The 13,608-nt window shown below is 56.3% G+C and carries 12 protein-coding genes; 4 read left to right on the forward strand and 8 right to left on the reverse strand.

The genetic code is table 11. From position 1 onward, the window contains the following. Nucleotides 1-568 (forward strand): porin (locus BLV81_RS14315; RefSeq protein ID WP_143036340.1); only part of this gene is annotated, 568 nt, incomplete at its 5' end. Between the two features lie 196 nt (nt 569-764). Here the strand turns inward: BLV81_RS14315 and BLV81_RS14320 are convergent. The 5 genes from BLV81_RS14320 to BLV81_RS24090 all read right to left on the reverse strand — a co-directional run bounded on the left by BLV81_RS14320 (nt 765) and on the right by BLV81_RS24090 (nt 4,822). Beyond that, nucleotides 765-1,550, reverse strand: a complete 786-nt coding sequence (locus tag BLV81_RS14320) for an alpha/beta hydrolase family protein (RefSeq protein WP_092357405.1) — start codon at nt 1,548-1,550, stop codon at nt 765-767. A gap of 93 nt (nt 1,551-1,643) precedes the next feature. Next, nucleotides 1,644-2,681 (reverse strand): isocitrate/isopropylmalate dehydrogenase family protein, encoded by a 1,038-nt coding sequence (locus BLV81_RS14325; protein ID WP_092357407.1) that lies wholly within the window; start codon nt 2,679-2,681, stop codon nt 1,644-1,646. 138 nt (nt 2,682-2,819) lie between these two features. Then, the gene (locus BLV81_RS14330) at nt 2,820-4,169 is read right to left on the reverse strand and encodes a 2-hydroxycarboxylate transporter family protein (protein WP_092357409.1); all 1,350 of its coding nucleotides are present in this window, start codon (nt 4,167-4,169) and stop codon (nt 2,820-2,822) included. Nucleotides 4,170-4,336: 167 nt separating this feature from the next. Continuing rightward, the gene (locus BLV81_RS23670; protein ID WP_143036341.1) at nt 4,337-4,537 is read right to left on the reverse strand and encodes a hypothetical protein; all 201 of its coding nucleotides are present in this window, start codon (nt 4,535-4,537) and stop codon (nt 4,337-4,339) included. A gap of 93 nt (nt 4,538-4,630) precedes the next feature. Beyond that, complete coding sequence (locus tag BLV81_RS24090; RefSeq protein ID WP_143036342.1) at nt 4,631-4,822, reverse strand: hypothetical protein; 192 nt, start codon at nt 4,820-4,822, stop codon at nt 4,631-4,633. A 689-nt stretch (nt 4,823-5,511) separates the two neighbouring features. On the opposite strand from BLV81_RS24090, the gene BLV81_RS14335 reads away from it, so the two are divergent. Beyond that, nucleotides 5,512-5,826 carry a hypothetical protein gene (locus tag BLV81_RS14335; protein ID WP_092357411.1) on the forward strand — a complete coding sequence of 105 codons (315 nt, stop codon included), beginning with the start codon at nt 5,512-5,514 and terminating at the stop codon, nt 5,824-5,826. 471 nt (nt 5,827-6,297) lie between these two features. On the opposite strand, the gene BLV81_RS14340 is transcribed toward BLV81_RS14335, so the two are convergent. Both BLV81_RS14340 and BLV81_RS14345 read right to left on the reverse strand, forming a co-directional pair. Beyond that, nucleotides 6,298-7,704 carry an SH3 domain-containing protein gene (locus BLV81_RS14340; RefSeq protein WP_092357413.1) on the reverse strand — a complete coding sequence of 469 codons (1,407 nt, stop codon included), beginning with the start codon at nt 7,702-7,704 and terminating at the stop codon, nt 6,298-6,300. Beyond that, the gene (locus tag BLV81_RS14345; protein ID WP_255365227.1) at nt 7,701-8,966 is read right to left on the reverse strand and encodes a prohibitin family protein; all 1,266 of its coding nucleotides are present in this window, start codon (nt 8,964-8,966) and stop codon (nt 7,701-7,703) included. Before BLV81_RS14345 ends, BLV81_RS14340 begins: the two co-directional genes overlap by 4 nt. Before the next feature lie 343 nt (nt 8,967-9,309). Here BLV81_RS14345 and BLV81_RS14350 point away from each other — a divergent pair, with 343 nt between their 5' ends. Then, a complete protein-coding gene (locus BLV81_RS14350; protein ID WP_092357417.1) occupies nt 9,310-10,026 on the forward strand; it encodes a response regulator transcription factor in 717 nt (238 codons plus the stop codon). 34 nt (nt 10,027-10,060) lie between these two features. Then, complete coding sequence (locus tag BLV81_RS14355) at nt 10,061-12,133, forward strand: sensor histidine kinase (protein WP_092357419.1); 2,073 nt, start codon at nt 10,061-10,063, stop codon at nt 12,131-12,133. Between the two features lie 165 nt (nt 12,134-12,298). Here the strand turns inward: BLV81_RS14355 and BLV81_RS14360 are convergent, their stop codons facing one another. Continuing rightward, the gene (locus tag BLV81_RS14360; RefSeq protein WP_092357421.1) at nt 12,299-13,522 is read right to left on the reverse strand and encodes an SO2930 family diheme c-type cytochrome; all 1,224 of its coding nucleotides are present in this window, start codon (nt 13,520-13,522) and stop codon (nt 12,299-12,301) included. Between the last annotated feature and the right edge of the window lie 86 nt (nt 13,523-13,608).

A 13,608-nucleotide genomic window follows, 5' to 3' on the forward strand; every position in this document is an offset into this window, starting at 1 on the left:
CAACGTTGCTGGTCAATTCGCGCACAACACCACAAAATCTGCTGCGATCGGCTACAACGGCTCCAACTTCATCGTTTCCGGTTTCATCAACCAGGCTGACGTCGGCAACGGCATCGACTCCAGTCTCGAAAAGCACAAGTCCTATTCGCTGGGCGGCAGCTACATTTTCGATCTGGTGCGTTTGAACGCGGGCTATTTCCATTACACGGCAGAACAGGGTGCACTCGGCAAGCGTAAGGACAATGCATATACCGTATCGGCCAAGTTCACGCCGCAAGGTTCGTTCGACTATGAACTCGGTTATCAAGTAATGAAAGCCGACAACGCTGCTTACAATGCGGCCGGGACCAGCACCTTGAATGCCTACAACGATGCCAGCGGCTCGACCGCGACCGGTAGCGGCAAAAAGAAAACACTGTACGGTTCCACTTTCTACCATCTGTCGAAGCGTACCGAACTGTACCTGGCTGCCGACTATATGAAACTTGACGACGGCTATCGTGTAGGATCGGCTAACGGCTTCAAGAACCAGACTGAGTTCGCGGTCGGCATGCGTACTCGCTTCTAATTGATGTCGTCGCCGGGGGCAAAGAATAAAAAACTCTGCCCTCGGTGAATCAGGAGTTCAACAACGGATATGGGGTCAAGCTGTTTTAGCTCGGTGCGGGTACGTACATATTCAGAAAAATATACCAATGCGCGCAGCCGACGGGTTCTTATGTCAGTGTTTAGATGCCGCCCCAATCGCCAAGAAAATCAAGGGATTAACTTCGCTGGACCTTTTTAGCGTCGTCGATGATGTAACGCTCACTCCATGCCGCAATGACGTTTGCTGCATACAAAGCATCGTTTTTCCGGGTAAGAAGATGATCTGCATCATCTAAGGATACGAAGCTTTTCGGGTGTTTCGCAACGCTGAAAATATGGCTCGCATTCTGCACCGCGACTGTCTCATCTTGCGGCGAATGCATTACCAGCAACGCCCCATTAAACTCCGAAATATTGTGCAGCAATCGCTGTTTCTCCGCATCGATGAGAAACTGCCTCTTGATTCTGAATGGTCGCCCACTGAGCTTAACTACGGCTTCACCATTAGTTTGAATCTCATCAATATACCCATTGAACTGTTTTTTGACATGCGCCGGATCACTTGGCGCACCGATGGTAACAACACCGCGCACCTCTGGTATCTTGGAAGCGGCGGCAAGTACCGCCGCGCCGCCCAGACTATGTCCGATCAGCATGGACGGCGCACGATATGTCTGCCGCAAATAATTTGCCGCTGCGGTCAGATCTGCCAGGTTTGAGGAAAAATTGGTATTGGCAAACTCCCCCTCGCTTGCACCCAAGCCAGTAAAGTCGAAGCGCAACACCGCTATGCCGCAGGTGGCGAGAGCCTGCCCAATTCGACTGGCCGCGAGAATGTCTTTGCCGCCCGTGAAACAATGGGCGAACAAAGCATACGCGCGTGTTTCTCCCGCTGGAATATCAAGACGAGCGGCAAGTTTTTGCCTTTCGGTCCCTAAGAACTCGAAACGTTCCGTTGGCATTTTTGTTCTCCAGGCATATTAAAAATAGAAACCTTTATCGTGCCAACTTGAGCGTGATGCATTCCGCCGCTGCGCAGTTAGGTGGATCGCAAACTAGCTCACCTCAAGCCGACGCACAATCGCATCGGTAAATTCCTGAGTGGATGCCTTGCCTTTCAGATCGCCGGTAGCGATGTGATCCTTGTTCAGCGTGTCGGTGATCGCGGTGCGCAACCGCAGGGCCAGATCATCGTGGCCCACATGGTCCAGCATCTGCCCCGCCGCCAGCAGCAACGAGATCGGATTGGCGATGCCCTTGCCGGCAATGTCCGGCGCCGAGCCGTGCACTGCTTCGAAGATCGCGACGTCATCGCCGATATTCGCGCCGGGCGCCATGCCGAGGCCGCCCACCAGGCCTGCCAGCTGATCCGACAGGATATCGCCGAACAGATTGGTGCACAGGAGCATGTCGAACTGCCAGGGATTGAGCACCAGCTGCATCGCGCAGGCGTCGACGATCATGTCGTTCATCTGCACTTTGCCTTCGTACTCGCGCGCAACTTCGCGGGCGGCTTCGAGAAAGATGCCGGTCAGCGCCTTGAGGATGTTGGCCTTGTGCACCACGGTGATTTTCTTGCGGCCGTTCTTTACCGCGTATTCAAAGGCGAAGCGCGCAATCTTCCGGCAGGCTTCGCGCGTGTTGATGCCGGTGGAGACGGCAACGGCGCGCGGATCGTCGCCGACCGGAATATAGTATTCGTGCGCTACATAGAAGCCGCCGATGTTTTCCCGGATCAGGACGACGTCGATGTCTTCATAGCGGCCCGGAACAATGGTCCTTGCCGGCCGCACATTGGCATATAGCTGGAACTCTTCGCGCAGTCTGACGTTGGAGGAACGGAAGCCTTCGCCTATCGGCGTGGTCAGCGGGCCTTTGAGGGCGAGCCTGGTCTTGCGGATGCTGGCCAGGGTGGCTTCCGGCAGCGGGTCGCCGCTGCTGTTGACGCCGGCCACGCCTGCTTGTTGTATATCCCAGGAGAAAGGAGATCCCAGAGCGGCCAACACCTGGACCGTCGCCTCGACCACTTCAGGGCCGATGCCGTCGCCGGGGATCAGCGTGGCTGGAATTTGGGTAGTTATTGTGTTTTTCATGAGATATTTTTAAAAAACTCTTTAATCGAATAGCATTGACCAATGCGATTGCCGGGCAATTTTCTGCGCCGTTTCCATCAACAGAGCGGACTGGCGGCAACCTTGAATGCAATCACCTGAGAAATTTGCCTCAGACACTTATTTCAGCTGGGACATGGCAATCAAGGTGAGCGTTACGGTAATCGCGCCACCAATGCGTGTCGCAATCTGTGCAAACGGCATCATTTGCATACGATTCGCAGCCGTCAAAATAGCTACGTCGCCGGTACCGCCCTGGCCGCTGTGGCAGGCATTTACAATTGCCGTTTCAATCGGATACATATTCAGCCATCGCCCGACCATGAAGCCTGTCGCCATCAACGTCGCCACCGTCGAAACGATGGTGATGAGATTGAGCACGTTGAATGCGGACACAAGTTTGTCCCAGGGCGTCATGGATACGCCGATGGCGAACAGCAACGGATAAGTTACAGCCGTGGAAAAGAATTTGTAGACAACGACAGAGCCCTGCTGCAATTGCGGCGAGACAGCGCGTGACAACTTGAAAATTACGGCAATGAACAGCATGGCGACCGGTGCCGGAAAGTCGAACAGCTTGTAACACATCAATCCAAACATATACAGCGAGATCGCCGTGATGCCTGCGGCCGCAATATTACCGACATCCGTATAACCGGGCCCGGCTTCCTCCGCCGGATGCATTTCGTCATGCTCGCCCGGCTGTAGCCGGCCCTCGCCAGTGAGGTGCGGGTATTTCTTACCCACAAAATTCAACGCGCCGGCCAGCATGATTGCGGTCAGGCTGCCGAGCATTACAGGGGGCAAGACCAGCGCAAAGACGTCGCCTTGAGCCTGGTGCAATATTCCGGAGTAACCAATGGATAAGGGAATGGCGCCTTCACCCACACCGCCGGCCATGATAGGAACAACAATGTAAAAGAAGGTATGGTAGGTACCCAAGCCCAGCAGAGTGCCTACGGTCGTGCCGACAACAGCTGCCGCGACAGAACCGGCGGCAAGCGGCACGAAAATCTTGATGAAGCCTTTGATGAGAACCGCTCTGTCCATGCTCAAGATACTGCCGACAATGATCGAAGCAATGAACAAATAAAGAAAATTGGTCGACTTGGTGAAATCGACTACGTTCTTTAAAACCATGGCAGGTAAAAGATGCTGGAATGCCAGGTAGGAAGGAATGAAGGTCGCAAAAATTGCCGCGGCGCCTATATTGCGCATGACAGGAAGTCGCTTGCCCAATTCTGCGCAAGAAAAGCCGCCCACTGCCAGCAACGCAATCGATACCGAGATATCGGACGGCACTTTGCCAGTGGCGACAAATCCTGTTATCAATGCCAGCAACAACAGGTACACCGGCAACGGGATAACGCCAATGCGCATTTCCATCAATTTCCACCATCCATGTGGCCAGAATTTCTCGGATATTTTCTCCGTGATCGGCATAAGCTGCTCTGCAGGTATAGCTTTCATTTCTTTCTCCTTTGATTCTAATTTTAGATTTAACGCCCGGCCCGCGATGAGGCGCATTTAAGTGCTAAAACCATGATGAACACATACGGTCATGGCCTTACGGCTAAGTTGCAATACTGGCAGGCATGTTATGCACGCCCTTTTGCGCGCATTTGTCTTGCGGGTGTTCAATCACGCGCGTTGAACATGCGGATTGGAGGCTGAGCAGTCAGCTTTGCCGATAAATGAATTATTTCGGCGATGCCGCAATCATGAAGGTGATTTTTTGACGAGTCGGCAGCAATGACTTGAGCCGATGCAATCAAGACGGTACTCGCTGGTGTCGCCGGTATTACGGCCAAATTCATTGAACCGTAAAAAATATGCATTAATTTTTGTCTCCATCATTTGAGGATTGCGATCTGCCGCCAAACATATAGCGACGGCGATCTTCCTCAATTACTTATCAACGTTGACGGATTCTATAATGGTGTAACTTTCATCCAGCTTTCCAATTTTCCAGTATTTAATTTTCCGTGCGACATACAAATCAAGACTCTGGTGGAGATTTCCCAGGCGGTAACATCCCGGGGTAATGTCTGATCAGAAGCCGTTCCCGGCAAAGCATCGTACATGCGCGATCCGCTCACGCCCTTGTCGGCGATGCTATGCATGCAGTCCTGTGCGGCACCAGCCACAATCTGTGTCTGATCATGCGAAAGCTCCGGTTTTTTTTGCGGACATTTTTGCAATGTTCTTGCAGGTGTTTCGAATACCGGCCTTGGTGAGCCACGCAGATTCTTGAAAAACAGAATTGTTCAAGGTCGACTATCAAGTCAATATTTTCAATTCCTACACGGAATTTTCTGCCACCGAAACCGGGGCACATCCGAATCATCGGACAGGTGGCAGAATAACCCTGGATGTACTCAGCCCAAATACTTTGCAGCAGCCGATTCCGTTGCTATCGGCGACAGGTATTTGAGCAGATTCTTTCGCGCTGCGGTCACTTTGCAGATAGCACTTGAATGCGCGAATTTCCTCAAATATCAGATGTTTCTAAAGCCTCGCTCCTTCATTGGTTCGGGGTTTTTTGCTTTTTCGTACGGAATACATCTGCCGGCTGGACAGACTGCGGATGTGGCCTGCCTGTCATATTTCACAGGTGCTTTCCCAGTTTAATGAACTACGCTGTATTGGTTGCATCGCGCATTGCAATCTCCCACCGTGATGGACTAATCCTGATTTCAAGTCGTGTGGGAAAAATCAAACTACGATGTAACGGGCAGACGTCGTGCAGTCGATGAGCCGACGACATATTCGATACAACCACAAGATTTTTTAAAATTGGAGGTTAATTGCCATGGCAACTCTTACCGTAAAATTTGCTGTGTATGGTGCCCTCAACAAGGGAAATCAAGATGCAAGTCAGGTTAGAAACGTAAAGGACGTACTGCAAGTGGCCATAGATCGAAAGCAAGGAGTGGTGACCATCAACAACACAACCATGGGTGGAGATCCATCCGTTGGAAACCCGAAGCACTTCGGTGCTGTGGTGACTCTTGACTCGGTTGATCGTTATTATGCTTGTGCCGAAGGTCAAACGATCGACTTCTTCCATAACAAAGCTCCTGATCAGAATACTCGTAAAGTAGCTTTGAGTGAGGTATTAGGCTAGTCTCATAGACTGGCCCTCGGATGAATGGCATGTCGAAGCCTCGCGCCTCCATCAGCTCGGGGCTTTTTTTCTTTCTCCGGTTGTAAGGAACTGTTGCGGCTGTAAAAAGCTGTAAAGATTCGTGGAGAATTGGTTTTATCGGACTATATTGAATTCGTCTCCTCCAACTCTCCCTAAGTTTTGGATTCAGCCCGCCGCCGCAAGGTCCGCGGGCTTTTTTTCGCCCAAATGCTGGAGCTGCTGCACTCACTTTGGTTGTTCGTTGGTGATGGGATCAGCCAAAAAATGATTGTTGCTGGCTGCCCCTGGAAGCGACGCCATCGGAGATTCGATATTTAAGCGAACGCCCCGCAAGCGCTATGCTTCGAGCGGGTCGACGAGAATTTTAATGCCGCTAGCGGCTCTCCCAGAGCGTTAATATCGGGCTTTCCAGTCCAAGCTATGAATTCGCGTTCCGTACTTGTTCGCCCGTCACCGCATGCTCAAGGTCCCTCTCTTCCACGCCGGATCCTGCCAGCGATAAAACAGGCTCAGCGAGCGCGGGTTGTCAGCCTGTTTTTCGACATCCATGATGTCCATCCGGATTACTTCGAAGCTGCGCCTGAAGCGCCCGTCCACGCGCGCTTCGCGCACCGCCAGCATCTTGGCGCCGCCCGGCACCCAGCCGGCGAATTCCAGGTAGCCGGCATCGGGCGTGTTCGCGGCCGGCGGCAGGATGTCGATGGTCCAGCCGTTTTCTCCCTGATGGAATAGCCAGAGCTCACGCCATGAATCGAGCGGCTGCACGGCGAGCGCCAGTGCGGTTTGCTGGGCGTTGACGCTGGCGGAGGCTTTCCAGACCAGACCATAGGTGCAGTGTTTGACGAGCGGATTTTTTTGATCGTGTCTGGCGTCTACCAACGCGACGCAGGTTGCGCCGGTTTCACCGGGCGTGGTGATGACCGCCAGGCCGCTGCCGGCGGCGGGTTCCGGTTCCGTCGCCCAGCGCGAGGCGGCGACGCGCACGGCGGCATCGGTATAGGCGGTGGCGTCCGGTTCGGCGATTTCTTCCTTGTTGACGGCGGCCAGTTCCTGCAAGGCGCGGTTGGCGGCTTCCTGGGCGGGCTGGTGCAGCCTGGCGCGTTCGAAGGCGATGCTGGCCCAGACGCTGGCGCGACGCAGGCGCAGGCGGTTTTTTTCGTATTCGGGCAGCTCGGCCAGTTGTACACGGTCGAGGATGTCGGCGCGCCAGGCGTCGAGGCTGTTGCGGGTGGTGGGCGTGAGGTTAGGGTCTACGCATTCGGGCCGGGTCAGCGCCAAGGCAGCGCGGGCGCGCTGCCCGTCGGTCGATTTCATGGCCAGCACGCGGCGGAAGGCTTGGCCGTCGTAGCATAGCTGAACGCGGCCGTCGCGCTCGAATCCCTGCATGTTGACGCCATAGCTGGATGCCACTTCCAGATGGGCCGCCAATACGGTGTCGTCGGTTTTACCCCGTTTGGCGGAGGCGCGGCGCGCCAGGCGCTCCGCCATGGTGCCCAGCGCATCGAATGGTTCGGGGCCGATGGCTTCGGCCGGCGCCGCTTTCAGATAGGCCGCTGCGTAGCTGATGCCGAGCGCCTCAGCTCCCGGCGTGTCGCGCAGGAAGCGCACGACTGCCAGCAGGTCGGGCGCGTCTTTCGGTTCCAGCTGCTGGGTGCGCACTTGCGAGGCGCGGATATAGCCGCCGCGTTCGCGGCGGTGGTCGTACACCTGCAGGTAGTCCATCTTCTCGCCGCGCACTTCCAGACTGTCGCCTTGCCAGAGCACGGCTTGCTGCTGGGCCGATTCACGGGGCGCGGCGCGCAGGGCGGCGCTATCCTGGGTAACAATGGCGACCAGGGCCAGGGCGGCGAGCATCATTGTTGTGTCTCCTGAGAAGCGATAGCGCCGGTTTGTGGGTTTTGGGAGGCAACCGCCTGCGTACTGCCGAGCAGGGTCGAGCCGATGAAGCCGCCGTTGGCAGGAGGCGGGGCGATGATCACCGAGATCTTGTCGGACAGTTTGTCGGCCATGGTTTTCTGGATCAGCAAGGGGTTCTTCGTGATCAGCGCGCCGTCGCGTTCGAGCTGGGCGCTGGTGACCTTGCCGACCGTTTCCAGGCGATAGGCTTCGACGTCGGCCAGTTTGTGGCGTGAATCTGCTTCGCCGGCGGCTTCGATGCGGCGCGCTTCTGCGCTACCCTCTGCGGTCTTGATGCGCGATACTTTTTCCGCTTCAGCTTCATACTGGCGCTGCTCGATCTGCTTTTGTTTGAACGGCAGCACATGTTTCATGGCTTCTTCCTGGGCCTTGGCGGCGATGATTTGTTCGTTGCCGGCCGCTTCGGCCGATTTTTCGCGTTTGACCTTGTCGGCTTCGGCTTCCAGTTCGGTTTGCTGGACTTGTTTGCTTTTCAACTCCAGCGTGTATTTCATTTTTTCGCTTTCCAGTTCCTCTGCCAGCAATTTTTCCATGCCTTGGCGGTATTCCGGCGGCAGGTCGACCTGGCCCATCTGCACGCCGCGCAGGATGATACCGTCGGCCGCCAGTTTCGGTTTCAATTCGTTTTCAATTTCTTTCTGGATCTCGCCGCGCTTGGTGGAAAAGATGTCGCGTACCGAATAGCGGGTGAAGGACTTGTAGATCACGCCTTGCACCATCGGCTCGACGATTTCGCCGTTGATATCGGCTGGCAGTTTCGCTGCGATGCCTGCCAGCCTGGCCGGGTCGAGGGCGTAGCGTATGGTCAGGTCCACGCCCAGCGACAGGCCTTCAATCGATTGGAAGGGCGCTTCGCCATTTGCCTTGCTGCTGCGCACCGGGCGATATACCTGGTCGAGCAGCGAGTAGCGCCGCAATTCATGCAGGCCGGGAATGACCGCCACCAGGCCCTCTTTCACCTCGGTGATGCCGCCGGTGAGCTTGTTGGCGCGGATGCCGACTTCACCGGGCTCCAGGGTCTTGAACGGCGGGTGGGTAAGCAATTCATAGCCGGCGCCGCCTATCAGCCCGATCGCCAGCAATAACATCCAGGCGCGTAGCGCTGCGCGGCTCAAGCCGACCAGCGTGGCGCCGATTGCCGAAATAGTTGTGGTGAGCAGTGCAAGCAGACCCTGCACCAATGATTCGAGTCGTTCAGACATGATATTTCTCCTGGTTGATGTAGTAATTCGTTGGTTGGGAGCGGCATGCAGTGCGTTTCCCTTGGAAGAATCTTGCGCTCCAGGTGGCGGAAGCAACAATGGGCAGGCAGGGGCAGTCGCGTTATCCGGGGGTGGTGAATGCTCCGCAACGTCGCAGTCCGGTAAGCCATGTGAAGAAATACTCACAGCGCGGCGCAGACATTTCATGGGAAAGCGTGGATACTTTCATGAGCCCCGCTCCAGCAAGCGGTTTCCTCTTCTTACATGAGCACAGGGAAGAGGGCGGCCCACGAGAGAGGTGGGGGTGAGGGGCGTCATTTATGTTGGAAGCAGCGGAGAAGAAATGTCAAAGCAGGTACAAAAAGTAGCGGTGATCGAAGACGACATCCCGACCAGCAACCAGCTCAAGGGCTGGATCGAGGCGGCCAAGCCGGGCATCCACGTCGACCAGTGGTATACGCGCGACGATGCCGAGGCGGCGCTGGCGCGTGAAAACTACGACCTGGTGGTGCTCGACATCGAGCTGGGGCGCGAGCGCCATGCCGGCGTCGCCATCATCAATGCCATCAACAAGGGCCAGGCTACGCCGGTGCTGGTGGTGTCGGCCATGCCGGCCACCATCTACCGCAGCATCATGAAGGCGCTGGATGCCTGGGATTACCTGCAAAAGGCGACCTTCGAGGAATCCGATTTCATCGACACCTTCCTGGAAATCCTGCGCGCTGCCAAGGACCGCACCAGCGCGAAGGAGAATCTGCCCGCGGCCAGCAGCGATGAACTGTCGATCGACCCGCTGCGCCAGAAGACCCCGATCTGGCGCGCGCAACGCATCAACCTGCCGCTGACGGCGCAACGCCTGCTGGCTGCGCTGTACGCACATCGAGGCCAGGTGGTGACGTATGAGCAGCTGTTCCAGGTGGTCAAGAGCGGGCGCAATCGCGATAATATCCGCAAGCACGTCAGCACCATCCGCGATGCGTTTCGCGAGGTCGATGCGGAGTTCGCCTGCATTGAAAATATCCCGATGCGCGGCTTTCGCTGGGTTGACCAGGAAAAGTGATGCGCCGCCACTTCAACAGAGGGAACGACTGCACATGAAGATCGGTTTCCCGAATCTCGCCCAATACCGCTTGCGGATCCTGTTTCGCGGCGCCTTCCTGCTCCTGGCCGTGGCTACCGTTGCGCTGGCGCTGTACGTGCTGCAGCAGGAAAAACAGCTGAGTTACAAGAATTACCAGGCCAGTTTTCGCAAGACCAGCGACCAGATCCTGGCCACCCTGCGTCATCCGGCCGGCCAATTGGCGCTGTTGAATCCGCGCACCGAAAATGGCGGCGCGGCGTCGCTGCACCCGGTATTGCTGCCGTTTCCCTCGCTCGATTTCGACGACCAGAACAAGGTGCGGCAGGCCATTACCATGTCCGGCTGCCTGGTGCAGTATGGCGACGACGGTGCGCTATGCGTGGCCGTCGGCAACAACCCCTGGGCCGGCGGTTTCATTTATGTCGCCGGCAGTTTCGTCAGCAATGAACTGATGCCGCACCAGCGCGGCGAGCAGGATATCGAAGACGCGCATCGCGTACGGGTGACGATAACGCTGCGCGGGCAGACCTATCGCTGGATTGCGCCGTTTGAAAAGAACGGCGACCCGAATGCCGTTCAAACGCGTGGAGCGCATGGCCGCCTAACCGGCTTTCTCGATGACGATAGCGGCCGCGTGGGATCCAGGCCGGTCAAGGATTTTCGCGGCTGGATCTGGCAAAGCACCTTATGCAGCAAGCCGGGGCAGGACGACGGCGATGCCAGTTGCCCGCGCAGTTCGTTTTTCTCGTTGCGCCTGCCGGTGGGTGTCTTGCAGGATGCCCTGTTCCAGAAAAATCTGCCGGTCTGGCCGCCGGCCGATCTGGATAAGATCCAGGTGCGCATTGAGGTCTTGCCCCCGGGCGACGGCCCGCTGCTCCTCGACAGCAAAAGCGCCGGCGCAGCACGGGCATTTTCCGTGGGCGACCTAGCTTCGTTGCTGTTGCCGGGCGAGAGCCTGCGCATCAGGAAGCGCGGCGCAGCAGACGGCACTGATATGGTCAGCCTGACCGGAGCGGAAGATCATCCGGACGATAACTCGCGCCTGCTGAGCCGCCTGGTGCGCCGCCTGCCTGTGGACGAAGTCGGTCCGCGGAACGAAAGCAGGGAATCGGTCGTGACCTCGGCGGGAATCTATGATGTGACCCTGACGGGCGACGAGCGCAGCGTCAATCGCAGCCTGGGCGTGGTGGCTGCGCGGGTATCGTGGTTTGTCGGCGCGATGCTGCTGGCATTGTTCGTCGCCTGGCTGATCATCGAGATCGGTATCATTCGCCGCATCACGTTGCTGACCCGGCGCGCAGCCAAGGTGTCGAAGATCGTCAAGGGTTCGGGTGGCCTCGACCAGTTCGACCTGACCGATTTGCGCGGCGCCGATGAACTTGGCGTATTGGCGAGTTGTTTGCATGACCTGCTCAGGCGCGTGAAGGAAGATCTCGAGCGAGAGGAAATCCGCGCCGAGCAGGAAAAGGAAATGTGGCATGCGGTGGGCCATGAAATCATGTCGCCGCTGCAGTCGCTGATAGCTCTGCACGGCGCAGCCGAAAGCCAGAGCAGCCGCTACATCAACCGCATGCAGCAGGCAGTGCGGGTGCTGTATGGCAGCGCCTCTCCCAGCGAGGCGTTTCAATCCACGGTGCTGCAGGTAACGGCAATCGACATCGGCGCATTCCTCGGCAACGTCGCCGATAATGCCCCGCTGGTCGGTATCGCAGACGTCGGGTTTTCCGGCGACCGGGAGGGCGTGCTGGTCAGGGCGGATGATTATTCCCTGGAGGACGTGGTAACGCACGTCCTGCGCAATGCAGATCGCTGTCGCGAACCGGGCTCCATGATTTCCATCGGCCTGAAAACCACCGAAACCGCAGCCACCATCGCCATCCATAATTGCGGGCCGAATATCGCTGAAGAATTGATCGATAAAATTTTCGAATACGGCGTATCCGATCAGCTTGATGCGGGCGCGAATGGCAGCCGGGGACAAGGGCTTTTTGTCGCCAAGACGTATATGGCCAAGATGGGCGGGACCATTACCGCGCAAAATGTCGCGGACGGCGTGGTGTTTTCACTGGGACTGCAACGCGTGTGATGCTGCCAAAAAGCCGCGAGCGCCATCCTGATTTTCTGGCGCTGGCTGCTGAATGCCGGATGCATGGCCGGAGAGATGCTAGAGACGGGAATCTCCTATAATCGCTCCAGTCAATCTGCGGAATTGCATCGAATCCTGTTTCATCCAATTACCGGCTTCAAGATCCTACGGCTGGCACGCTGCTTGCGGCAACTGTGTTATCCAAGCGCGAATCATATCGTCTCCTTCAGTGTGATTCACATGACGGCCGATGACGGGCATCACCGCCTCGGTATCGGTGTGGCTGATACGGTAAGCCAAGATGGATTCATCCGGTTTGCCAGGCTGAATATCATATTGATACGGCTGCCCAGGTCCTGCATAGGCCAGGGGTTTTTTGCACACGCCCCATTTGCCAGACGCGTTAACGTCGTTCACCACATTAAATCCTAAAAACAAACCGCTTTGCAATGCTTGCCCAGTGGTGCTATGACAGTGGGCGCAGTTGACATCCAGGTAAGCGCGGGCTCGCTCGGGCAGAGTTTGCGAGGCGTCGCTCCAATCAGCAGCTTTGGGCGAGTTGTTAAGTCCAGGAAAGCCTGCCAGGAGTTTGAGTTCGTCTAAATTGACCAGCTGATTTTTCAAGCCGCTGTCGTATTGATATGACTTGTTCATATTCCGCGCTTTGGGACCGATAGGCAGGATGGCGTTGCCGCCGGCATTGGCGGTCGCGTGGCATTGTTGACAGGCTTGGGCGTTCGGCACGGAGTATTTGAATTGCTCGCGCGTGTTGTCTGCGGCAAGCAATTCCACTTGAACGTTAGCGCCTCCGGTTTTGAGCATGGCATCTTTTTGATCTTCATTCCAGACATAGGGCAGACCAGCCCAACTACCGTCGGCTTGGCGTACCAAAACCCGCGTTTCGATCAAACGGTTTTTTGTGAGATCGACGCTTTCTCCCTGGATGGTCTGATGACCATTGCGTTCAGCGCCGATAAAGGCGGGATCGCTGGAGACGGCTTTCGGATAGTAGAAGGTTTTCATGATCACCGAACCGACGGGGAAATCGAAGGAGGTATCGGCGTTATAGGCGATTTGTTTGCCCTGGGGTACATAGATGGCGCGGAATTTGTAGGTGTAGTCAGAGAACAGGCTTGAATTCAAATCATACGGTACTGCGCCGGCGTTCAATTTCAGAGTCTGTCCATCAGACAGCAGGAACTTCCAGGACGAAAGATTGGCTGGGGCTGTGTATCTGTCAAATACCTTGATCGCGTCGGAATTGGCGGGCGATGCGTCGCTGCCTCCTCCGCCACCGCCGCAACTAATCAATACGGCGGAGGCGGCTGACAAAAGGGCGGCAAATATCAAGGGGCGAAGAGGGTGTGCAAGAGCGTGTGCGATTTTCATACATATTCTCCGTACTGACGCGGGTACTGCGTGCGTGGGTGCTTTGGTTGTTTTTGAAAAAATCGCCTGATCTGTCAGCGATTTTT

This window comes from Collimonas sp. OK242, assembly GCF_900107095.1.
Classification (GTDB): Bacteria; Pseudomonadota; Gammaproteobacteria; order Burkholderiales; family Burkholderiaceae_D; genus Collimonas.